General features: G+C 41.6%; 14 protein-coding genes. 4 read left to right on the forward strand and 10 right to left on the reverse strand.

Going from position 1 to position 24,704, the window contains the following annotated elements; all coding sequences use genetic code 11:
• From BVU_RS21175 to BVU_RS01510, 3 genes are all read right to left on the reverse strand, one after another.
• On the reverse strand, nucleotides 1–612 hold the full coding sequence (locus BVU_RS21175; RefSeq protein WP_032947614.1) for an outer membrane beta-barrel protein: 612 nt from the start codon (nucleotides 610–612) through the stop codon (nucleotides 1–3).
• A gap of 398 nt (nucleotides 613–1,010) precedes the next feature.
• Nucleotides 1,011–1,172 (reverse strand): hypothetical protein, encoded by a 162-nt coding sequence (locus BVU_RS22485; protein WP_171030611.1) that lies wholly within the window; start codon nucleotides 1,170–1,172, stop codon nucleotides 1,011–1,013.
• Nucleotides 1,173–1,401: 229 nt separating this feature from the next.
• On the reverse strand, nucleotides 1,402–3,456 hold the full coding sequence (locus BVU_RS01510; RefSeq protein ID WP_005845667.1) for an RNA degradosome polyphosphate kinase: 2,055 nt from the start codon (nucleotides 3,454–3,456) through the stop codon (nucleotides 1,402–1,404).
• Between the two features lie 57 nt (nucleotides 3,457–3,513).
• On the opposite strand from BVU_RS01510, the gene BVU_RS01515 reads away from it, so the two are divergent.
• The 4 genes from BVU_RS01515 to BVU_RS01530 all read left to right on the forward strand — a co-directional run bounded on the left by BVU_RS01515 (nucleotide 3,514) and on the right by BVU_RS01530 (nucleotide 10,591).
• Nucleotides 3,514–4,011, forward strand: a complete 498-nt coding sequence (locus BVU_RS01515) for a metallophosphoesterase family protein (RefSeq protein ID WP_005845668.1) — start codon at nucleotides 3,514–3,516, stop codon at nucleotides 4,009–4,011.
• A gap of 48 nt (nucleotides 4,012–4,059) precedes the next feature.
• Nucleotides 4,060–5,199, forward strand: a complete 1,140-nt coding sequence (gene rfbB, locus BVU_RS01520; protein ID WP_005845671.1) for a dTDP-glucose 4,6-dehydratase — start codon at nucleotides 4,060–4,062, stop codon at nucleotides 5,197–5,199.
• A 469-nt stretch (nucleotides 5,200–5,668) separates the two neighbouring features.
• Nucleotides 5,669–8,761 (forward strand): SusC/RagA family TonB-linked outer membrane protein, encoded by a 3,093-nt coding sequence (locus BVU_RS01525; protein WP_011964700.1) that lies wholly within the window; start codon nucleotides 5,669–5,671, stop codon nucleotides 8,759–8,761.
• Between the two features lie 12 nt (nucleotides 8,762–8,773).
• A complete protein-coding gene (locus BVU_RS01530; RefSeq protein ID WP_005845675.1) occupies nucleotides 8,774–10,591 on the forward strand; it encodes a RagB/SusD family nutrient uptake outer membrane protein in 1,818 nt (605 codons plus the stop codon).
• A gap of 186 nt (nucleotides 10,592–10,777) precedes the next feature.
• Here BVU_RS01530 and BVU_RS01535 read toward each other — a convergent pair whose 3' ends face one another.
• The 7 genes from BVU_RS01535 to BVU_RS01565 form a co-directional block, all read right to left on the reverse strand.
• Nucleotides 10,778–14,008 (reverse strand): glycoside hydrolase family 2 TIM barrel-domain containing protein, encoded by a 3,231-nt coding sequence (locus BVU_RS01535; RefSeq protein WP_011964701.1) that lies wholly within the window; start codon nucleotides 14,006–14,008, stop codon nucleotides 10,778–10,780.
• Between the two features lie 55 nt (nucleotides 14,009–14,063).
• Nucleotides 14,064–16,133 (reverse strand): MGH1-like glycoside hydrolase domain-containing protein, encoded by a 2,070-nt coding sequence (locus BVU_RS01540; RefSeq protein WP_005845679.1) that lies wholly within the window; start codon nucleotides 16,131–16,133, stop codon nucleotides 14,064–14,066.
• 31 nt (nucleotides 16,134–16,164) lie between these two features.
• Nucleotides 16,165–17,700, reverse strand: a complete 1,536-nt coding sequence (locus BVU_RS01545) for a RagB/SusD family nutrient uptake outer membrane protein (RefSeq protein WP_011964702.1) — start codon at nucleotides 17,698–17,700, stop codon at nucleotides 16,165–16,167.
• Between the two features lie 20 nt (nucleotides 17,701–17,720).
• Complete coding sequence (locus BVU_RS01550) at nucleotides 17,721–21,137, reverse strand: TonB-dependent receptor (RefSeq protein ID WP_011964703.1); 3,417 nt, start codon at nucleotides 21,135–21,137, stop codon at nucleotides 17,721–17,723.
• Nucleotides 21,138–21,281: 144 nt separating this feature from the next.
• Complete coding sequence (locus tag BVU_RS01555) at nucleotides 21,282–22,268, reverse strand: FecR family protein (RefSeq protein ID WP_005845685.1); 987 nt, start codon at nucleotides 22,266–22,268, stop codon at nucleotides 21,282–21,284.
• Nucleotides 22,269–22,396: 128 nt separating this feature from the next.
• Complete coding sequence (locus BVU_RS01560; protein WP_005852999.1) at nucleotides 22,397–22,978, reverse strand: RNA polymerase sigma-70 factor; 582 nt, start codon at nucleotides 22,976–22,978, stop codon at nucleotides 22,397–22,399.
• A 39-nt stretch (nucleotides 22,979–23,017) separates the two neighbouring features.
• Nucleotides 23,018–24,652 carry an ABC-F family ATP-binding cassette domain-containing protein gene (locus BVU_RS01565; RefSeq protein WP_005845690.1) on the reverse strand — a complete coding sequence of 545 codons (1,635 nt, stop codon included), beginning with the start codon at nucleotides 24,650–24,652 and terminating at the stop codon, nucleotides 23,018–23,020.
• Between the last annotated feature and the right edge of the window lie 52 nt (nucleotides 24,653–24,704).

Genomic DNA, 24,704 nt, shown 5'->3' on the forward strand with positions numbered 1-24,704 from the left:
TCAGGGAAATGGTAACACAGCTAAGACGGAAATGAATGGAGTAAGCCAAGTCCAATTATTCCATAGGGGCAGATTGAACCCCTTAGCCGTCAAACTAAGTTTTTTATTACATACGATTCTTTTGTTCTGTGGAGACCAAAGCCCCATAGTAGGTGATAAAACCAGCGAGGCAAAAATCTTATCATAGTCTGGTGCATTAATCATATTAATTAAAGCAATCGTAGGATCATCTTCTGAATAAGCTCCACTAAAAGAAATAATCGCATCTTTAACATATTGATATCCGGCTGATAAGTATACCCATTTATAAGTTGTTCCTAAAGTTATATTATGAGATAAAGAAGGTAATAAAAAAGGATTACCACCCTCATATGTATACCGATTAATATACATTACATTACTTCGCAACTGAGCATAATATGGACGAGAGTATAATAGTTGCGCATCTGAATATAGTTGTATTGTTCCCATATTTGAACTAGTGCAAGGTAGGAGAATAGTGGAATAGCCAACTGAAGAAATTGGTAATACTCCTTTTGTTTCATTTGATTTTATATTAAAAGCTCCGGTTTGATCACTGATAGTACCTTGTAAAAAAGTAAAATCAGGCAAAGAAAACAACACTATATTGGCAAACTCTAGTGGCTGTTTTTTTTATCCACTATTATTCCACTAATCATCTGTGCATGTATGCAAAGAGAAACCAGTAAGAGGCAGAAAGTTATATATAATTTTTTCATAACAATATCAATTATTTATCGGTTAAACCGGAACGCAAATGACACAAATCTAACCTCCGGCAGGTTTATATCCATGCTGTACTGTTATTAATTTGTATCATTTGTGTTCCAATTTTAATTTATAGAACGAAATAAATCCGCGTTCCATCCATCAATTCCCATTTATCATCCGGTGGTATGATGGCGGATAATCATTATGTATCATGCATCGCCGCATCTTACATATCTTTTACAAACAGACCTGTTAAAACCGGATGTGTCAAAACTAAACTATCCGCTATATCCTCCTTGGGATTGGGCTGAAAAATCTGAAGGATTTTTCAGCCCGAACTTACGGTGCATTACTTCCGGAGTCGTGGACGGTGGTTCGGGCAGACAAATATGTAAAAGTCCATTCCATTGGGAATATATGAAATGATAATCCTCAATCATACCACAAAATATTTGTTTATAGAATGGGATGACGGATGGAACACGGATTTTTTTACTTTACCTGTCATTGGGTTTGCAAGTACAAATTTAAATTTTAAGTCCGTTTTTGTCCGCTTCGTCCGTGTAGTTCGCATTCCATCCCCCCGTTTTATAAATTTCCATTTATCATCCGGTGGTATGATTGCGGATAATCATTTCAAATAAGATAAAATATGTTATTTCATATTCTTCATTTATTCTTCCCCTTCAAGTATTCATAAAAAGCATATTGCGCCCGTACCGGTTCTTCTTCCGGATTCCTTTTCAACACATTATTCAGATTTTCATCCACCCAACCGGCTTTTCTGTTATCTTTCAACTGAATAGCCAGCATATCTATCAGTTGTTGTTTCAGATCTTCGTCAAGAATGGGGGTAACGGCCTCTATACGCCGGTACAGGTTGCGCCTCATCCAATCCGGCGAACCCATGAACAGAAACGGTTTTCCTCCATGGTGGAAATACCACACCCGGGCATGTTCCAAAAAGCTGTCCACAATGCGAGTGATACGGATATTTCTGCTATAAGGCTGATTGGGAATCAAGCAGCAGATACCACGTACTATCAAGTCTATTTTCACTCCTGCCTCACTAGCCTTATATAATTCATCTATCATGGCAGGATCTTGCAGCGCATTCATTTTCAAGATAATCCGCGCTTCTTTTCCCGCCTTTGCCATATTTATCTCATATCCGATACGTCTTCTCAGTTCCGGCAGCAGATTAAAACGGGCTACCAACAAACGCTTGAATTTGGGTTCAGTCACTTCTTTCTGTAATACCCGGAATAAAGTATACAGATCATTCACAATAATCTCGTTGGAAGTGAACAAACCGGAATCAGCATATATCCGGGCAGTCTTCTCATTGAAATTTCCGGTACTGATATAAGCATAGCTGCGAGTCTGTTTTCCCTCTTTGTTATACCGCAGTACAAGTGCCACCTTGGCATGCACTTTCAATCCCGGTATACTGAAAATAATATGTATCCCCGCCCGCTTCATCATCTCGGCGGTAGCCAAATTGTTTTCTTCGTCAAAACGGGCCTTAAGTTCTACAAAAACAGTTACTTTTTTACCATTCTGCGCAGCAGCAATCAGCGTATTGATAACAACCGAGTTTTCCGCCACCCTATATTGGGTAATCATGATCTCCTTACAGGACGGATCATGAACGGCCTCATACAGGAAATGGATGAAATGTTCAAAAGAATGATAAGGGAAATGCAACATCAAATCCTTCTTGCTCACATAACGGAATATGGATTCTTTCTCATCCAAACAATTCAATGTCATGGGACGAGGTTTCAATTGGGTACAAAGTTCCTTACTGGGATTAGGCAGATGAGCTAAATCCTCCAAGTTCAAGTGTTTGTCTCCCGGAACCAAATCATCACGATTGATGCCAAATGCATCGACCAGAAACTCCAGATAATCCGCAGGCATCTTTCGGTCATACACAAAACGGCATACAGCACCTATTTTACGCTTTTTCACCTTTTTACGCAACTGTTCCACCATTACTTCGGAACTGGTTGCATCATCCACGAAAATATCGGCGTCACGAGATATCTTGCAACAATAACTGCAATCCAAATCATAGCCCGGAAACATACGGTTGATATTCGCCTTTATAATATCTTCCATATACATCAGGTAAAAGTTTTCTCCCTGTCGGGGAAGTTCTATGAAACGGGGAACTTTGCTATAAGGCAATTTGATAATATAGTATTCCTTTTCCCCCGTGTCTTTGCGCGTCACGCGTACCGACAGATACAAACGGTTGTCACGTAAAAAAGTCTTGATTCGATTCTTGCATACCGGAACAGGTTGAAGATAGGGAAAAATTTCTTCCTTAAAGAAATTACTGATAAACTCCTGATGAAAAGGCTCTACCTCCTGTTTACTTTGATAAAAAATAATATGATGCCTGCGCAAAGCCGGAACAATCTTATGCTCATAAATGCGGATACGGTCTTCCATCTGGCTATTGACAGCTTCGGTTATCTGATGTATCAGGTGTCTGGCTTCTTCCTGTGTCATATCATCACTTTGGCCACCGGAAGCGATGGCTTTATGTTCCGCTACACGAATCTTGTAGAATTCCTCCAGATTAGAAGAATATATAGAGATAAAGTTAATCCGTTCATACAACGGAAGGGAGTCGTCATCCGCCTCCAACAACACGCGATAGTTGAAAGACAACCAACTGATATCACGCTTGAAATAATGATATTTGCTCTCCATATTATGCTTAGATTTGTTCCAAATATAGTACCTTTGTCGATAATAAACAAAAAAACTATGACAAGAATCGGATTATTATCGGATACTCATGCATTTTGGGATGACAAATACTTGAAATACTTTGAGAATTGTGATGAAATATGGCACGCCGGAGACATCGGCTCGGTGGAAGTCGCCCGGAAACTGTCCGCTTTCCGCCCCTTCCGGGCTGTATATGGAAATATTGACGGGCAGGACATACGCAGACTTTATCCTCAAACCAACCGCTTCACCGTAGATGGTGCCGAGGTGTTGATAAAGCATATAGGCGGATATCCGGGCAACTATGATCCTTCCATCCGCGGCAGCCTGCTGGTGAAACCTCCCCAGCTTTTTATCAGCGGACATTCGCATATATTAAAGGTGAAATATGACAAGACACTGGATATGTTACACATCAACCCGGGAGCAGCAGGTATTTCCGGATTTCATAAAGTGAGAACATTGGTACGTTTTTGTATCGATAATGGAGAATTTAAAGATTTAGAAGTAATAGAACTGGCGGATAAGTTGTAAGATTAAAAAATCTTTCCGAACTTTGCACGCACTAATATCAAAAACAATATGAAGACTTATCTCGTTACAGGAGCTGCCGGATTTATCGGAGCCAACTATTTAAAATACATCCTGGCCAAACATGACGACATCAGGGTGGTGGTACTGGATGCCTTGACTTATGCCGGCAATCTGGGAACTATTGCATCAGACATTGATAATGAACGTTGTTTCTTCGTAAAAGGAGATATATGCGACCGTGATTTGGCAGACCAACTATTCTCAGAATACAAGTTTGACTACATCGTGAATTTTGCAGCAGAAAGCCATGTAGACCGCAGTATTGAAAACCCACAATTGTTTCTGCAAACTAATATTTTGGGAACCCAAAACCTGCTGGATGCGGCCCGCCGTGCCTGGGTGACGGGAAAAGATGAGAATGGTTATCCTACCTGGCGTAAAGATGTACGTTACCACCAGGTATCTACAGATGAGGTATACGGTAGCCTGGGAGCAGAAGGTTTCTTTACTGAAACAACTCCTTTATGTCCGCACAGCCCATATAGTGCCTCCAAGACAAGCGCTGATATGATTGTCATGGCTTATCGTGATACTTACAAAATGCCGGTAACCATTACCCGCTGTTCCAATAATTACGGTCCGTACCATTTTCCCGAAAAACTGATTCCGCTGATCATTAAAAACATTTTGGAAGGAAAGAAACTTCCCGTATATGGTGACGGAAAGAATGTACGCGACTGGTTATATGTAGAAGACCATTGCAAAGCCATCGATTTGGTTCTGCGCAAGGGTCGCGAAGGGGAAGTATATAATGTAGGCGGACACAATGAGAAAGAAAACATAGAGATAGTAAAACTTACCATAGCCACTATTCACCGGATGATGACGGAAACTCCCGAATATCGCAAAATCTTGAAGAAAAAAGAGTTGAACGATAAAGGTGAGATTTCTATCGACTGGATTAACGAATCATTAATCACCTTTGTCAAAGACCGTTTGGGACATGACCAACGTTATGCTATCGATCCTACCAAAATCACTAATGAATTAGGATGGTATCCTGAAACAAAATTCGAAACCGGTATTGTAAAAACAATCCAATGGTATCTGGAAAATCAAGCATGGGTGGAAAATGTAACAAGTGGCGATTACCAAAAGTATTATGAAAGAATGTATAAAAACCGATAAAGAATACATCTTATAATATTTAAAAAAGTCCCCGGATAAGAAAGGCGTTCTTATCCGGGGACTTTTTTATCTTAATATTTCCAACACCAGATTTCAGCTATAATAAAACAATAAAATAGAATTTGATATAGATATGTTCAACAACATAGCATATTCACTTTTATCTTCGATTACTTTCGTATATTTTTGCACCTACAAGATAATTATAACACAAACAGTGCACTAAAAATAAAATAAAGAAATCATTTTAATATTTATAAATATAAAATCATAAAATAGCAAGAATAAAGAAATAAAACAAAAAACACAAACAAATCTCCAAAGTATTAAAAGGCAGAAACATGAAAAAAGAAAGAAAACAAAAGATTAATCTAACATAATAAGTTTACGATTGAAACCAAACTGATTCAACAACTTGATATAACAATCAACCTTTAAAAACAAATAGTGAATTAATAAAGAAGCAAAAATGAAAAACATGAAGAAAAATCCAAAACAAAACCGGGAAAGCAGCCTTATGCGTAGTCCCCTTATTTTAGGATTGTCAATAGTCCTATGCATACCGGTTGCCTATTCGCATGCAAAGTCAAGTAACATAGTGAAAAATGAATCGGTTCAATCGATCCTGCAAGGACGTACCATCAAAGGTCAAATTATTGATGAGAACAATGAACCTTTAATCGGGGTATCCGTCATAATCAAAGGTGCAAGCACCATAGGAACCATCACGGATTTTGACGGGAATTATGCACTGGAAGTTCCTGCCGGAAAAAATGTTCTCGAAATATCCTATATAGGATATAAAACCCAGGAAATAACCATTGGCAAAAACACACAATTGAATATCAAAATGCAGCCTGATACCCAGACATTGGATGAAGTGGTGGTGATAGGATACGGTACTGTAAAAAAAAGAGATTTGACTGGAGCTGTTGCTTCCGTAAAAAGTGAGGATATTGTCCGAATGCCAACCAGCAATGTACTAGAAGCTATTCAAGGACAGGTGGCAGGTTTGGATATCACTCGCAGTAGCGGAGAAGCCGGTTCCGGAGTGAACATGACCCTACGTGGCACACGCTCCATCAATGGTGACAATAGCCCGTTATTCATCATTGACGGAATGGAAGGCTCTTACGATGAATTGAATCCGAATGATATCGCTTCTATTGAAGTACTGAAAGATGCCTCCTCTACAGCTGTTTATGGTGCTGCCGGAGCAAATGGAGTTATCATCATCACCACCAAAACTCCTAAAAAAGATAAATTCTCCATTGATCTGGATGCCTACTATGGTTGGAATGTCATCTCCAGCTTCCCCGAAGTAAATCGTGGAGAGGATTACATTAATTTCCGCAGAGAAGCACAAAGAACGGTAGGTGCCTGGAACAGCCCGGCCGATGACGGGAATCTTTTTCCCAGCTATATGCAAAAATATATAGACAACAATCAATGGGTGGACTGGTTTGATTTAGCTTCACAAACCGGTATCACCAATAGCTACAATCTAAGCACATCTTATTCTAATGACCGGGTCACCTCTTATTTTTCTTTAGGATATTACAATTTGGAAGGATTATTGAAAGGAGACGAACTGGAACGCTACTCGGCACGTACCAAAATAGATTTTAAAGCCAATGAAATGGTAAAATACGGACTAAACCTATATGCCATGTATTCTGAAAATGACAAGCGTTACAGCCGTATATGGAACCGTATTCTCTGTATGCCGCCATTGGGTACTCCTTATGATGAAGACGGCAATCTGGTAGACTACCCGTTGGGAGACGGCAACATGAATCCGCTGGCCGATATGGGAGAAGACCAATATGTAAATAATGTAAAGACATTGAGCGTAGCCCCACAGATTTATGTAGAATTGACCCCGTTAAAGGGACTTTCATTCAAGAGTCTGCTTGGCGGATATTTCCGGAATATGAAAGAAAGTAAGTATACCGGCACAAAATCATATCAGGGACTGGAAAGCGGGCTAGTGCAAGCCACTATCCCCAACACCTTCACTTATAATTATAAATGGCAGAATATCCTGACATATAACTTCAAAATAAAAGAGGATCACGATTTCACAATAACCGGAGTCACTGAATGGTCAAAAGACCAAAAAGAAAAAGCGACCGCCACTGCCAACAAATTTGATACGGATTCTTATCTATACCATAATTTAGGTGCTGCAACCGGTACACCCACAGTTTCTTCTTCTTATGTAGGTAGCCAAAAAATGTCCTATGTCGCCCGTATCAACTATAGCTATAAAGGACGTTACCTATTGACATTAAGCAGCCGCTGGGACGGTTCATCCATCTTGGCAGATGGAAACAAGTGGGATATGTTCCCCGCAGGAGCTATTGCCTGGCGCATCAGTGATGAACCCTTCATGCAGAATGTAAAAGCTGTTTCCAATCTGAAATTACGCGCCAGTTACGGTGTCACCGGTAATGCCGGTGCTTCAGAATACGCCACATTAGATTACAGCCGCACAGGCATTATCGGATTTCAAGATGTAGGAGTCCCTTATAGCGGTTATTCCCAATCCATCGCCAACAAGAGTCTGGGATGGGAAAAATCTTATATGACAGATCTGGGATTCGACTTGGGATTATTCAGTGACAGACTGAACGTGGCGTTCGACTGGTATCGGACAGACACCAAAGATATTTTATTCGAGAAAAACCTGCCCTATGCAACGGGAGGTTACGGCTCCTCTCCTTTCAAAATATGGTCTAATGTAGGCGAAACACGCAATACAGGTGTGGAATTAAGCATTACCAGCCGTAACTTTGTCGGACCTGAATTCCAATGGAGCACCACACTGGCATTCTCAACCAACAAAGAAGAAGTGATAAAAACAACCAGCGAAGGCCCGCTTCAGTTCGGAGACTACTACCTGATTCCCGGTGAGGCAATCAAGACTTATTACGGATACAAGTATGCCGGAATATGGGGTACAGCCGAAGCAGAAGAAGCAGCCAAATACAGTCAGAAACCCGGACAAGTCCATATTGCAGAAAATGGTACTCCCGATTACAAGCTGAATGCGGATGACTATTATGTTCTAGGAAGCGCCACACCGAAATGGTCGGGCAGTTTACTTAATAATTTTAATTATAAGAATTTCGACCTGAGCATTTTGTTGATTGCCCGGTGGGACTGGACAATCCCTTACGGTCTGACCGGATGGTATCGTACAGACGGTCTGACGCCTTCACCTACCGTATGTGACTACTGGACTCCTGAAAATCAAAGTGCCCGCTATCCTCGTCCGGATGCAAGTATTACAAACGGACAGGACCCGTATCAACAATGGGCTAACTATTTTGACGGTTCTTATCTGAAAGTAAAAACCATTTCACTGGGCTACACATTCCCCAAGAAATGGTTGAATGCTGTAAAAATTGACAGAATGCGTGTATACTTTACTGCAAACAATCCGTTTATTTTTACAAAATGTGACTATTTGAAAAACTACGACCCCGAAAAGGGAGGAAATGATGACGACGCACCGTTGTCTAAACAATATGTATTTGGCGTTAATATCTCATTCTAAAAACTTATACAGATGAAAAAACATAAATTACTCTCTATATCAGCCGTAATCATGATGTTGTCTGCCTACGGTTGCAGCCTGGATGAATTTAATCCCTCCGGCATCTCCACAGAACAAGAATGGTCTACCCCGGCAGGCTATGAAAAGAAAGTGAACGACTGTTACTTTGACCTGGTCCGCATAGTTTATGGTCAGGCAGAAGACACCTATCTAATGGTTGCAGAAGGTGGAACAGACATTTGGCAAGATACGAATCCCGATGGTACCAACGGTAACTGGAGCAAACTACTCCGTTATGAAGATTACGGTGCTTCCAACGGTATGTTGAATGAAGGATATGCGGGTTTCTATGGTATATTGAGTGCATGTAATGCAGCTGTCCATTATGCCGACAAAGTGGAAGGGCTAAGCGAAACAAGAATCAACGAGTTGGTCAGCGAAGCAAGATTTATCCGTGCCCATGCCTTATATAATATTGTAGAGCAATGGGGAGGCAAATACCTGCCATTGGAGCCTATGAACAGTCCTATTTCCGTTCTTCCTTGCAGTTCGGTTAATGATTTTTATAAAGTAATTCTGGAAGATCTGGAATTCGCCATGAAAAATCTTCCTATCACACAGGAAGTAAAAGGACACGTGACACGTGCAGCCGCTTATCATTTATATGCCAAAGCCTGCCTCACTTTCTCCACCTATACAGACGGTCTGGGTAATACCACCGCCCTGACGGACAGCGAAAGCAAAACCTATTTGGAAAAAGCAAAGGCGGCGGCAGATTACCTGATTCAGAACGCCGGTTCGTTGGGAGTCAAGCTTTATGATGATGTAGAAGCTGTTTTTGATGAGAACAACAATAAAAACAACGAAGAAGCACTTTTCATTGTCTGCCACTCTACCATTACGGCTTATAATCCTCGTGGAAACTATTTCAACCGTGTATGGAAACACTCCGAAGCATACAATAACAATACCTCAGGCATCTATCTTTCGGGCATGACACCCAGTTACGCTACGAACATCAACGGATACGAAGTTCCCAAACTGGCAAAAGGTAACTGCTATATGGAACCCAGCAAGTATATGCTTGATTTATATGGAGAGAAAGACGGCCGCTATAAAGCCTTCTTCAAAGACACTTATTATGTGAATAACGCTACGAACAGTACCAAGAACGGATATACGTGGAACGAGGCCGATGCACAAAGATACGGTCTATCCACCAGCAGGGTCGGTAATTCTGCCTATGATATCACTTTAGGAGATACGGCTGTCTATTTATCTCGTAAGACCTATACACAAGCCGAAAGAAACGCTTGCCGCTATGCCATTTTCAACTTGGAAGACAACTATGCCGACACAAAAAGTCCTCTGAAGTTTTTCCCAAGTCTGAAGAAAGCAGATTGTCCTAGCCTATATGCCGGTTCAAATGCCTCCAAACCTTATTCCTCAGCAGACTGTATTGTCTACCGTTTAGGAGAAACCTACCTGATATCAGCCGAAATTGACTGGAGATTAGGCAACAACCAAAGTGCTGCCGAAAGACTGAACACACTTCGGAACCGTGCCTGTAAAGGACATGACCATAGTATGGATATCACAGCTTCGGAAGTTACCCAGGATTTCTTACTGGACGAGTATGCACGCGAAATGATTGGTGAATGGAACCGCTGGATGACCTTGAAGAGATTCCGTGCTTTCGAAAGCCGTATCACAAAAGCTAATCCGCAAATCACAAAATTCGATAAGAACATTCACTATTTGCGCCCCATTCCCACAGCCGAATTATTGTTGATTGATAACGCTAATGAATATCAGAATCCGGGATATTAACCGGTATGACAAATATAAAAAATAAAAAGACAGCTTGGATAGAATTCACTATCCAAGCTGCTTTTTTAAGAGAGATACTTCACTCACTGAACCATCCCCCTTCTGACCTTAAATTATTCACAAAAGGGCTACCGCAAATAAGTAAACAATAATTATCAGCCCTCTTTCTTTTTGAACGAACCTATGTTACTTAAAATTCAAATATTGCCGGTTTCCTGATACTCCATGCTGCTTTGCAGGACAGAAACGGAAGGAGAACGACATACGTTCAGCCGGAATCAAATAAGGCTGATGAGGATAAGCCCCCCAACTGGTATCACCACCCACTCCCATCTGTTTCAGGTCAATGTTCCATGTCACCATATCCTTGAACTGGATATCGGATAAATGACGCTGCGATTTACGAAGGCCCGGCTCATCTAAATCTTCTGTAGGGAACAGATAAGCACTGGTGCTGACATAAGGCTGTCCGACAACCATCAATCCCTGTCCGGCGGTATCTGTCAGGCTCATCCAACGGACTTCAGTCTTATTACCGTTTTCCTGCGGACGGTCATACGGGAAATACTGATCGGCCACACTTCCCTTGTACAGACCTACATAAGAAGAAGTATTCCGGTCTATATAATTCTCATGAGGACCACGTCCCAGCCATTCCATCTGACTAAACTGCTTGTTCAGTGTAATACTAACCCCCATCCGGGGCAATAAAGGCAATGTATCGTTACCCGGAATGAAAGTACAGTTCACATCCAAATACCCTTTTCCCGAAAAATGATAGGCAACGATAAAATCAGACTCTCCTACAGGCAACTTATAATGAGAAACAACCTCATAAGCTTCTTTACCCAACGCCTTTTGTTTCATGGACAACAGTTTTGCCTGACGCCCCGCATCACGCCACGGACGCAAGGTTTTATTCATGCCATTTCCCATATCATTATCCGTCACAGGACGCCAGAAATTAGGACGTAAAGCTTCTTTTATCAGTTCCGTACTTCCCTCTTTATAAGAAGTCAAAGCACCGGTTTCCTTATCAAAACCTACGCTCAGATTACCGGCTGTAAGTGTCAACAACGAAGCCGCATCATCTGCTATCACCGGTGAAGACTGAACCTCAGCAACAAACGGCTGATAAAATGGAAGACTCACCTGGGCATCAGCCAGTTTTGTTCCGGCTTTCAGCAGACCATCCTCATTTTTCAAACTGGCATAGAAATTCAAGAAATACTCCACACCAGGTTTTACCTGTATGGCTGGAAAAGAAGTCTTGAACTTACCCGTCTGCTGAGGAGCCAGGGATACATTATCAATAGTTCCGGTAGCCAGAAGTTCACCATTCCCCTCCAGCTTCCAAGTAAAATTGAAATCACTTAAATCCGTAAAGAAGTACTTGTTACGTAACTCTACCCATCCCTCATGATAATCCAATAAAGAGAATGCTATATTTTGATATACTTTTTTCACTTCATGGATATGCGGCTTCAAGGTACGGTCGGCGGCAATCAGACCGTTCATACAGAAATTGGCAGAACTTGGAGTACCTTTCGGAGCCAGGTCACCTCCGTATGCCCAATAGAATTTTCCATCCGGTGTCTTTGCATACAAGCCCTGATCTACCCAGTCCCAGATATGTCCGCCCTGTAAAGAGGGATATTTCTCTATCACATCCCAATAATCCTGAAGATTTCCTTCACTGTTGCCCATAGCATGGGCATATTCACATAGAATCAGCGGTTTGGTCGGAAGATAGAGAGAATGATTGATCAATACATCTATCTTTTTATACATTGGACAGAAAATATCGGTATAAGGTCCCTTTATTCCGTCTTCCGAATGCACGGGACGCTGTGAACGGTCATTGGCATGTACCCATTTATAGGTAGCCGCGAAGTTACATCCCTCACCGGTTTCATTACCCAATGACCAGATAATGACACAAGGATGGTTTTTGTCACGCTCGAACATACGTTCCGTGCGGTCTATGAAAGCTTTCTCCCATTCGGGCTGGTTAGCTAGGCATTGATCGGGCTTATATCCCATGCCATGGCTCTCGATATTGGCCTCATCAACCACATACATACCATAAATATCACATAATTCATACCAGCGGGGATCGTTGGGATAATGAGAGGTTCGTACACTGTTGATATTATTCTCTTTCATCAATTGAATATCACGCAGCATGGATGCCTCATCTACCACATGACCGTTATAAGGATCGTGTTCGTGTCGGTTTACTCCTTTTATATAGACCGGCTTGCCATTTACCAGCAGTTGAGCATGTTTGATTTCGGATTTACGGAAACCTATGTATTGGGAAATATATTGTTCCGGTTTGCCATTTACACGCAAAGCAATCAGCAATCTATACAGATTCGGTTTCTCCGCACTCCATAACAAAGGTTCTCTCACTTCCTTTTTAAAATGAAGTTCCCGACCGGCAGCATTCCAACGCTTACGCTCATTGTAGATACTTTTACCCGATTTTTCCAACAGGCTTACTTCCACTTCAGCCCCTTTTATTTTACCTTCTCCTGCTTTGCCCAACTCTACAAAAAGATGAAAGTCAGCATTCTTGTATTCCCCGTCAAGATCGGTCACCACTTCATAGTCGCGCACATGAGTTTCAGACCGGGCATACACATAAACATCACGCTGTATGCCGGCAAAACGCCAGTAATCCTGATCTTCCAGATAGTATCCGTCACTGAACTTGAAAACCTGTACGGCTATTTCATTCTCCCCTTGTTTTACATACGGCGTAATATCAAACTCCGAAGGTGTTTTGGAATCCTGAGAGTAACCTACTTTTTCACCATTCACCCACACATAAAAAGCAGAAGCCACTCCTCCGAAATAAAGAATAATCTGGCGTTTATTCCAATGGGCAGGAATAGTAAACGTACGTCTATAAGAGCCAACCGGGCTGTTTTCCACTGCAATCAATGGTGGATTCTTCTTTATACCATACCCACTGCCTACATAAAAAGGATAGCCGAACCCTTGAAGTTCCCAATTGGAAGGAACTTTAATATCATCCCAACCTGAAACATCATATCCTTTTTGGAAGAAGTCCATCGGTCGTTCATCCGAACGGGGTACAAAATGAAATTTCCATGTTCCGTTCAAGGATTGGAAGTAAGGAGATTGTGATTTATCACCCTGCAATGCCAATTCTTTAGTGGGGTATCCCATAAAATTAGCCGCCGAAGGCAGACGATTGATATGAAGCACATCAAAATTCTCCCAATCATTATCCGAACGGGGGTATTTGTTTCTACGCACTTCTACATTGTCTGTGCTTGTTTCATTAGCGCTCCTGTTTACCGGAGCACCGTCATATTGGGATTGTGCCATACCTGCCAACGACAAAGATATGGCAATCCCTGTCAATATAGAACGAATTTTCATCATAAATATATCTTTTAATAAATTCGGAGTATCCGCATACTGATTTTTACTTCCACTATCATTGATCCAACAACAATCGCAAAATCAAAGCAGAAGACCAACCAAAGTTGGGTGCATTCAACACTTCACCTGTCAGTGGATTGTAGTTTTCATGAATCGGTCCGTCGGTCATCAGTCCTTGAGCATGTGCCATGAACTTGCGAGTCAGCAAGTCGGCTTCCTCCACATATCCGTAGCGCTTCAATCCGGTTATACCAAAATATACCTGGTTAAACCAAACCGGACCACGCCAATAACCGAAAGTAGGACGCAATGCAGGATGACTTACATCAAGAGTACCTAGCGGCAGGTAAGAGTTGAAATGTTTTTCATCCATCATGATGTTCTTCACACTCTCGGCTTGTTCCGGGGTAGCAATACCTGCCCACAAAGGCAACCACCCCTCAGCCCCCATCACCTTGACAGGTGTACGGTCATTCAAACGAATATCATAAAAGAAACCACTCTCGCTGTCATACATTTTAGTCTGTACATACAGCTTGATTACCTCAGCCTCCTTAGCCAACTGTTCAGAAAGCTCCTGCTTTCCCAAGATAGAAGCCATTTCCGAAAGTGTCAGTTTATCTACATAAAGGAAGGAATTCAAACAAATATTCTCCTGATCCATCGACCAAGCTTTCTCCATCTCATTCTTTAGCATCCGGGTGTCATCAAAACGCACACCGTTATCCATGCCGCTCTCCCAAGCCGCCGCAATCAGTGTACCATCAGTAGAACCATATTCGCAAATGCCATTGTGATCGTGGTCACGCTCAGCATACCACCATTGATGGAACTTATACAATTTATCAAATATTTCGTCCAAGAACGCTTTGTCTCCTGTAACCTTATAGACATTCATGGCTCCCCATGATGCTACAGGAGGTTTGGAGTCGCGCCAATTGTTACGTGCCTTATTATAACCGATAAAATCAGGAACCATACCATTCTCTGCCTGATAATCGAACAAAGAAAGCATTTCACTCTTGGCCCCTTCGGGATTATAGTACACATTACCCGATGCAATTTGCCAAGCATCCCACGACCAACATCCACCGATGAATCCTGTATAGGAAGGGAAACTACAACCATGGAAGATATCACCGGCAGGAGTACGCCAATTGGAGTTCAACGTCATCAATGCTTTCACAGCAATGTTCCTGTAAGCGTTTTCTTTCATATAAGGACTGTCGGCAGACAGTATCCGTTGAAGCCCCTGATTCCAACGCTGCGCATTCTCGGCAAAACATTGATCAAAAGGTATGGATTTTATTGCAACATACTCCTTATCTGCCTCTTCGCCTTTCAAGGTCAGTGTCTGGCTGTATTCCGAAGTATAACTTTTGCCGGATTGCAGCAAATAGTCACTCTTCTCAACAACTTGCAAACTGTCGTTCCCCACAGTCATCACTTCATCGGCTGTATGGAAAAGCACGGTAGCCGTCACCTCGTCTACCGGCGGTTCGTTACGCAGTGTGATAATCTGGCGATTGGTTCCCCAACGGCGACCGTAGAACGGATAATGGAACCGAACGCCCTTATCCACCTTAGTGGCAGTAGTATTCTCTTCAAAAACACCGCCACTCCAAGTCAGTGACACATTCAAAGGTGTGTCACTAAGATTTGTAATAACAGAACGTACAAAAGCAGTGCGTGAAGTGGCAAAACACAACTCAGTAGTGAATTCCAACCGCGCATCTTTAAAATGTTGTACCAACTTTCCAGGTAGATACTTGGCTGTCTGCATATTACGAACCAAGTCGTACTTTTCACCATTAACCACCAACGTAGGCTGTGCCAACGTTTGGGCAATCCATCCTCTTCCATGCATCGTCATAGGCCCGATGAAGGCACCCGCAAATGCCCTGCTTTGGTTTACTGGCAATGCATAGCCACTCCATGCACCCAGATCAGAGAACAAATTGAGATCCCCATCTACAGGTTGTTCCGGTACATTTTTCACATTCAACAAATTGGGAAAATCTTCCTGTGTCGTAAACAGGGACTTTTCCGGCTGTGTAGCGACCGGGGTACATGCCCCCAGCCAAAGAATGCTACACATTCCATATATAGGAAATAAATGTTTCATAAACGGTTCTTCCAAAATTATACAAACAAGATTACTTGCTATAGTTCGGATTCTGCTCCCAATCGGGATTCAACAGAAATTCACTATGAGGAATAGGAAACAACTGGTGCTTGGTATCTACATAATTCTCAACAAACGGTTTATTGTGAGCTTTCAGCGTTTCTTCTACAATACCCCAGCGAACCAAGTCATACCAGCGCGAACCTTCCAATGCCAGCTCGCAAGGACGTTCTTTGTCTTGCAGATGTTTCAAGACTTCGGCTTTACTCATGGTAAGCGGCAATGCCGGTACATTGACACGTGCACGAACCTTATTTATTATGTTAATGGCCTCTGTTGTTTCACCCTTGTCATTTAGACATTCTGCATAAAGCAACAATACATCGGCATAACGGATAACGGAAACATTAAAGAAACTATAGTCCCAATAATCACTCATACCCTCGGTATAAGTAACATATTTGTGCCAGAAGATTTCTCCTTCTTTGTGGTAATCCTTAAAGGATTTTCCATTCTTATAATAAAAGGGACGACACTCGGGATCGTCAAAAATAAGCGTATGAAGTGCACGGTCGCTAGACTTACCGTCTATAGTCTTATCAGCCAATAACGTCTGACACATCCAGTCCGTAGGATAAGCTTCTTCATATGCATCCAGCCCAGCCATAGGTCCCAAATGAACGGTAAACAAGTTATATTCATACTGTCCGCCTGAACGGTCTCCGGTAAACTGAATCTCAAAAAGAGACTCTTTATTGTTCTTGTGCATACCGTCAAAATTATCAGCCCAATTCTCCATCAAGCCAAAAAGACTTCCTTCTTTATCAATGATCTTCTTGAATTCAACTTCGGCTTTACTCAATTCTTTGCGGAACATATAGAACTTACCCAAAAGAGCCGCTGCCGTATAACGCGTGACACGTCCTTTTTCACTTTCCTCATAACTTTCGGGAAGGTCGCTCTGTACTTCTTTCAGTTCGGTCTCAATCAGACTTACCAGTTCTCCCGGATTGGCTTGTGGAGGATAGAACTCTTCATCCGTACCTGCCAATGCCTCCTTATAAATAGGAACTCTCTCGCCAAAATTCACATACAAACGATAATAAAAGTAAGCACGCAAAAAACGGGCTTCGGCTATGGACTGCTTCTTCAAGGCATTGAGTGATTCCGAGTCACCAGGTACAGTGGGAATGTTGGTCAAACATTGATTGGCATAATTAATACCTTTATACAAATTAGTCCACTCCGTCTTGACTACGGAGTTAGTGGGTTCCACATTGAATGATGAAATATTCATCCAACTCGTCACATCATCTCTGTGGGTAATCTCATCACTTCTGTATCCGTCTATTACTATGTAGCGTTCAAATGGTATCGCCCAAGATGCATTCGGCTGCAACGCTCCGTATACACTAGTCAATCCTTTCATAATATCCCCTTCACTTTTCCAGAAAATACCAGGTGATAAAGCATTGGGATTAGAGTCTTCATCCAAGAAATCTGTGCAAGAGGAAAAAGACATTCCGCTCAGAAGAGCTGCATATAATAATATGTTTTTGAATTTCATAATCTTCGTATTAAATTTAATTAGAAACCGAATTTAAGACCCATCATAAAGTCACGACTCAAAGGAATGGCTGCATAGTCATATCCCATCTGTCCGACTGAAGAACCGGTTGAAGGATCATATCCTTTGTAGTTGGTAATAGTGAACAAACGGGTAGCGCCTACATAAATACGCAGGTTACTCAAGCCCATTTTCTTACAATATTTAACCGGCAGATTATAACCTATCTGCAAGTTATTCAGACGCAGATAGTCACCATTCTCCACAAAACGGGTGGAAGTACGAGAGTTCTTATTAGGGTCACCAGACACGGCACGTGGAATATCAGTATCAGGATTTTCAGGTGTCCAAGCATTCAAGGCATTCTTACCATAGTTGAACACATGGTCCATACGCTCCAACTGATATTTAGTATAGTTATAACGCTTAGCACCAAAGTCACCGTAGAAATTGGCTACCAAGTCAAAGTCTTTATAAGTCAAGTTAATGTTGAATCCCAATGACACCTTCGGTGTACCACTACCCACTTTCACGCGGTCGTTTGTATCAAGCATACCATCTCCATTCTGATCTATGAAACGGATATCACCCGGCTTAGCCACAGGCTGCAGAGGCTGCCAGTTGCCGTTTTGATCCTTATAGCCATGAGCTGTGTTCCATTCGTCCACTTCTGCTTGATTTTGGAAGATTCCGGCAGTTTGATATACCCAGAATTCACCGATTTCACCACCTACATAAGTACGCAAAGCACCGTATTCATAGAGATAGTCAGGATTGGCCATAGATTTCAACACACTTTTATAATGAGATAAATTCAAATCCAAATCATACTTCAATCCTCCGGCTTTGCCATGATAAATGGCTTGCATTTCAAAACCGGTTGTGCGCAACTTACCATCGTTCACCAAGATAGAAGAATTATAGCCGGTAGCTAAACTGATGTTACGGCTAGAAAGCATATCCCTGGTGTTCTTAATATAAGCTTCCGCAGAAAGCTCCAGTTTATTGTTCCATAAACTAATGTCTACACCGATATTCTTATACACCGTCGTTTCCCACTTGATGTTACTGGATGGAAAAGCTGTAATGGCATATCCCATGGAAGTTTCACGACCATCAAAAGGATAGTTCAATGCATGGGTATTGTAGCTCAAAGTAGGAATATATCGATAAAGACCTATGTTCTGATTACCCAAAGCACCGTAGCTCAAACGGAGTTTAAACATGGAAACAGTTTCTTTCAAATTTTCCCAAAATGGTTCATTAGCAATGTTCCAACCCAATGATACAGAAGGGAAGAACCCCCACTTGTTACCTTTAGCAAAACGTGAAGAGCCATCATAACGGAAAGAAGCCATAATCATATAACGCATCATGTAGTTGTAGTTCACACGGCCAAAGAGAGAACGGAGGGCACTGCGGGTCTTGGTACCACCTACAGAATAGTTACTTTTAGCATGTCCCATCAAGCTCATACTGTTATTCTCAAAATCAGAACCGGAAGCACTAAGGTCTTCATACTTATTTTCTTCCTGAGAAAGTCCCAATAAAAGAGAAAGATTGTGTATTTCAGCAATGGTCTTGTCATAATTAGCTGTCAATTCCAACAAATCGTTGGTTGTCTGCGAACGTGATTCAGATAAACTAGCCATCGTGTTTCGTTTGGCCGCCCCAATCTCATAGGTAGGTGTAAAAAGACGAGATTTGCTAAAGTACATATTACGGCTGGCATTGAATTTCACGATAAGCCCTTTAATCGGCTCGTACTGCAAATAGCCGGAAGCTGCGATATAATCGGTAGAGCTTGTATTATCAATCAATTTATTAAAAGCAACCTGATTACCGGCATCAGACATACCCATACCAGAGATGGCACCACCATAACCACCATCGTTGTTCTCATCATAAAGGAACGCTAACGGCTCCATATTCGTCACCTGATAAATGGAAGAGAAACCCGAATTGGATTCCAAATCGGCCGACCAACGGCTATAGCTTACAGATTCACCCATTTTAAACTTACCACGGGTAACATCAGAGTTTAAACGGAAACCGAACTTTTCATCTCCGGTAGCAATAGTCACACCGTCCGTCTTACTATAGAAAGCAGAAAGAGACACATTGGAATTAGCACTACCTGCCGTATAACCAATGTTATATTTTTGTGTAAAACCACGTTGATAATACTCTTTCTGCCAATCAGTATCAGCAAACTGACTCGGGTCTCTCTCGTACTCGCTGATATATTTAGGCCAGCGGCTTTCATCCGTACCTGCATTTATTAATGCCATCTTACGTACTTTAATAAACTCAGCTGAATTACAAACTTCCAGACGCTTCGGCATGGCACTCAACCCCCAATAACCGGAAAAAGTAATCTTCGGAGCTGAATTCATCGTACCACGATGTGTTTCAATCAAAATAACACCAGCTGCCGAACGTGAACCATAGATAGCGGCAGTAGCAGCATCTTTCAATACGGAAATCGATTTAATATCTTCAGGATTAAGATAAGACATATTACCCGGAACACCATCGATAATCACTAGTGGACCGTTACTTTCACTGTTCTCGCCATCATCATCTTTCCAAGAAGTCACACCGCGTACCTGCAAAGTGGCAGAAGAACCGGCAGCACCACTGCCAAAGTTTACCGACAAACCCGGAGCCATACCTTGCAATGCCATCTCTGCATTTGCAGTAGGAATCTTAGACAGTTTATCACCCGATACTGATGTTACCGAACCTGAAACATCAGACTTTTTCTGTGTACCATAACCAATTACAACCACCTCATCCAATGTCTTGGTATCTTCTATTAATACAATTTTTATAGTAGACTGATTACCTATTTTCACGGTCTTTGTGGTATAACCTACATAAGAAACAATCAATTCAGTTCCCTTACCGATAGATAAAGTAAAACGACCATCCAAATCAGTAATCGTACCGTTTGTAGTACCTTTTTCCAATACACTGGCACCAATGATAGGTTCACCCTGCTCATCGGCTACAATACCGTTTATAGATTTCTGTTGTTTCACAGCTTCTACTTCGGGAGTTGCTTGCTTATATAATACAATATGACGATTTTCTATTTTATAATCGATACCTGATTTTGAAAATAACCGATCTAAAATTTGGTTAATCGTTTTATTTTCTACTTTAATGGATACTTTTCTATTGACATTGACTTGATTCAGATTATAGGTAAAATAGAAATTTCCTTTTTTCTCAATAGCATTAATCACGTCATGCACCGTAGTATTTTCCATGTCCAAAGACATCTTCACATTCTGTGAATAAGCGATGCCTGCCCAACACGGGACAGTTCCCAATAATAGAAAAAGAACAAAGAATTTCATAATTAACAATGTTTTTCGTAGCCATAGTGATTTTTGCTCACCCAATGGCGTGCATTTCATAATATTATCCATACATTTGTAATTGATTAGTTTGTAATAAATTATAAGGTTACTCATTAATCCGGGTCGAAAGATGGTGGTGCGTCTTCGACCCTTCATTTTTTGCAAAGGTTTTACTTCATAGGCATCCGTTGTTTTTCAAAGTTTCACATACTGTTATTTTTTATATAGGTATACCGTTTTCTTTTCAATTCTATAATCCACCCGTCTGGTTTCTTTCAACAATTCCATCGCCTGGGCTATGGTCAAGTCTTTCCTAAAATGGCAAGTGAAATATTCTTCAACCAGCGAACTATCCATAATCCTGATTTTCACATCATACCGACGTTCTATAACCTTTGCCATTTCTTTCAAAGTCTTATTGTCGAATCTCAGGTCACCAGTAGTCCAACTATCCACATTTGCCTGCGCCGAATTCCTTATTAACACCAAGCCATCACTAACGGTGTAATATACCTGGTCATTGGGCGACATTCTTTCCTTACTTCTGTCATCTAAGGTTGATACTTCTACCGAACCTTCTTTCAAAGTAATCCAACTCGGTTCATCCAAATAGGCTTTTGCATTAAATTTTGTACCCAACACCCTGATATTCAACATCGGCAATTTCACCGTAAACGGACATTTGGGATTATGTGCCACCTCAAAATAGCCCTCTCCTTCCAATGTGACCGTTCTATATTTTTCCGAGAACTTAGCCGGATAAGAAAAACGGCTCTCAGCGTTCAGCCAGACTGTTGTCCCGTCACTCAGCAATAAAGAAACCCGTTGGCCTTTCGGAACCACTACCGTATTGTATGCTTCCGGTTCCTCTTTCGTGATATAGAACAAGTTTGTCGCAAAAAGACAAACAGCAACCAACACAGCCGCATACTTCCACCATTCCCTGACGGTAAATCTCTGTATCGGTTTCTCTCTTTTCTCTATCTGCCCACTCAAGCCAAGTTGTCTGCTCAGTTGCCGATAAGCTTCATCCATACGTCCTTTATCCGAAAAACGCATTTCAGCTTTCAGTCCCCAGATTTGCTCCAGCTCAAATAAACGCTGACGGTTATCTTTCTCTTTCAACCACTCTAAAATCTCTTTTTCTTCGGTTGCAGTACAATGCTTATTGATATATCGAATTAAAATTTCGTCCTTCATTTACTTTCTTTATTGTCTTTCATTATTAAGACAATTAACCTAGAAGGAACTACGGGGTTAAAAAGAAAAAAAATGCTTTTTTTGCATTTTATTTTTTACAGACTCCAGAAAAAGCCTGCATGAAGGTATTAACGAAGCAAAAACAACAGACAGAACAATACCTCCTTCAAATCCTCTCTCAAGAATTTTGTGGCTTTCTGTACATGTTCTTCCACCGTACGGGATGAAATATGCATAGCCTCCGCTATCTCTTTATAAGTCATCTCTTTAAAGTAAGACAATTCGAAAGCCTGACGACATTTAGGAGGTAATTTAGAGATGGAAGCTTTCAACAATTTCCGGATATCACGCTCAACCACCTCATTCCACAATTCGTTGGCGTCCGATCCTGCCAGCTGAAAGGCCATGCGTTCTTCCGCCAGACGTACCTCCTCCTCATGCCCCAGCACAACAGCTTGGTGCTTCAGATAATTCAGGCAATTATTCTGTGTGCATTTATAAAGGAAAGAATGAATGGCATTGGGTATCAAAGCGGACTTCTGCTCCCAATACATGACAAAGACACTTTGTACAATATCTTCGGCAATATGTTCAGGCACAAAACGGCAAGCTACAGACATCAGACGAGGATAGAAAAGATTAAAAAGAAGACGAAACTCCGTCTCGTCTCCTTTTTGTACTTTATTTATATCTATAGAAATTGTTTGCATCTCCACATCCAATCCAAAGTTAACAGATACAAAGCTAATTTATTTTTCCAACTCCTGCAAACTTTCCATTTTCTTTGTTTCCAGGAACTCATAGATACCACAAAGATGTTCTTTTACCTTTTTATTCCCAAATTCATACACTTTCGTCACTAATCCGTCCAAAAAGTCACGATCATGAGATACAACAATCAATGTACCGTCAAAGTCCATCAAAGCTTGTTTCAGGATATCTTTGGTTTTCATATCCAAGTGATTGGTAGGCTCATCTAAAATCAACAGATTCACCGGTTCTAACAATAGTTTGATCATGGCAAGACGAGTACGTTCTCCACCACTGAGCACTTTCACCTTCTTCATGGAAGCTTCGGGGCCGCCAAACATAAATGCACCCAGCAAGTCTCGTATTTTATTACGGATCTCCCCTTTCGCCACATCATCTATCGTTTGAAAGACCGTGAGGTTCTCGTCCAACAAAGAGGCTTGATTCTGAGCAAAATAACCAATCTGCACATTGTGTCCCAGCGTCAAAGTCCCTTCATGCTCTATCTCACGCATGATACATTTTACCAAAGTAGACTTACCTTCACCATTCTTACCCACAAATGCCACCTTATCCCCTCTCTCGATGGTCAATGAGGCATTCTTGAAAACCACATGATCACCATAGGTCTTTCCTACCCCGTCCATAATGACCGGGTAATTTCCACTTCGCGGAGAAGGCGGGAATTTCAACCGCAATGCTGAGGTATCTTCTTCGTCCACCTCAACCAATTCTAATTTCTCAAGCATCTTCACACGGCTCTGCACTTGCAAAGTTTTGCTATAAGTTCCTTTGAACCGTTCTATGAAATCCTTGGTTTCCTGTATCATCTTCTGCTGCTCCTCATATTGCTTCATCTGTTGCTCGCGACGTTCTTTACGCAATATCAGATATTGGGAGTAATTCACTTTATAATCATAGATACGTCCCATCGTTACTTCAATGGTACGGGTCGTGATATTATCTACAAATTTACGGTCGTGGCTGATGACAATTACCGCTTTGGCACTATTGACCAAGAAATCCTCCAACCACTGGATGGATTCAATATCAAGATGGTTGGTGGGCTCATCCAACAATAATACATCCGGATTCTGGAGCAATAATTTAGCTAACTCAATACGCATACGCCAGCCACCGCTGAAATCACTGGTAGGGCGATTGAAGTCCTCACGCATAAAACCAAGTCCCAGCAAAGCCTTTTCCACATCTTCTTCAAAATGGGTAAGATCAATGGAATAAAACTTCTCACTCATGGCAGAAACCTTCTCGATTAACTCCATATATGAATCACTTTCATAATCGGTACGTGTTTCAAGTTCCTTATTTATGGCTTCTATTTCTGCCTCCATAGCATGAAGATGCGCGAATGCCTGAGAAGCTTCCTCGAATACAGTACGCCCATCCTCTGTCATCAGATGCTGGGGAAGATAAGCTATCACACAATCCTTAGGAGCCGACACCTTTCCACGACTAGGTTGCCGCACACCAGCCAAGATCTTTAATAAGGTAGACTTGCCCGCACCATTTTTCCCCATCAAGGCAATACGGTCTTTCTCATTTATCTGAAAAGATATGTCACTAAACAAGGTGGTACCGCCAAACTCAACGGTCAATCCATCTACTGAAATCATATTTATTCTTTTAATCAGCAAGAGGGTGCGTCAAAAAAATGATTCAAGCTAC

It is taken from the genome of Phocaeicola vulgatus ATCC 8482 (genome assembly GCF_000012825.1).
In the GTDB taxonomy this organism is placed as follows: Bacteria; Bacteroidota; Bacteroidia; order Bacteroidales; family Bacteroidaceae; genus Phocaeicola; species Phocaeicola vulgatus.

What these genes read in the sequence shown, in the direction of transcription:
- BVU_RS01560 (WP_005852999.1), bottom strand. Translation starts at nt 22,978, where the DNA reads ATGCAAACAATTTCTATAGATATAAATAAAGTACAAAAAGGAGACGAG.
- BVU_RS01550 (WP_011964703.1), bottom strand. Translation starts at nt 21,137, where the DNA reads ATGGATAATATTATGAAATGCACGCCATTGGGTGAGCAAAAATCACTA.
- BVU_RS01540 (WP_005845679.1), bottom strand. Translation starts at nt 16,133, where the DNA reads ATGAAACATTTATTTCCTATATATGGAATGTGTAGCATTCTTTGGCTG.
- BVU_RS01530 (WP_005845675.1), top strand. Translation starts at nt 8,774, where the DNA reads ATGAAAAAACATAAATTACTCTCTATATCAGCCGTAATCATGATGTTG.
- BVU_RS01510 (WP_005845667.1), bottom strand. Translation starts at nt 3,456, where the DNA reads ATGGAGAGCAAATATCATTATTTCAAGCGTGATATCAGTTGGTTGTCT.
- BVU_RS01555 (WP_005845685.1), bottom strand. Translation starts at nt 22,268, where the DNA reads ATGAAGGACGAAATTTTAATTCGATATATCAATAAGCATTGTACTGCA.
- BVU_RS01535 (WP_011964701.1), bottom strand. Translation starts at nt 14,008, where the DNA reads ATGATGAAAATTCGTTCTATATTGACAGGGATTGCCATATCTTTGTCG.
- rfbB (WP_005845671.1), top strand. Translation starts at nt 4,060, where the DNA reads ATGAAGACTTATCTCGTTACAGGAGCTGCCGGATTTATCGGAGCCAAC.
- BVU_RS22485 (WP_171030611.1), bottom strand. Translation starts at nt 1,172, where the DNA reads ATGATTGAGGATTATCATTTCATATATTCCCAATGGAATGGACTTTTA.
- BVU_RS01525 (WP_011964700.1), top strand. Translation starts at nt 5,669, where the DNA reads ATGAAAAACATGAAGAAAAATCCAAAACAAAACCGGGAAAGCAGCCTT.
- BVU_RS01515 (WP_005845668.1), top strand. Translation starts at nt 3,514, where the DNA reads ATGACAAGAATCGGATTATTATCGGATACTCATGCATTTTGGGATGAC.
- BVU_RS01565 (WP_005845690.1), bottom strand. Translation starts at nt 24,652, where the DNA reads ATGATTTCAGTAGATGGATTGACCGTTGAGTTTGGCGGTACCACCTTG.
- BVU_RS01545 (WP_011964702.1), bottom strand. Translation starts at nt 17,700, where the DNA reads ATGAAATTCAAAAACATATTATTATATGCAGCTCTTCTGAGCGGAATG.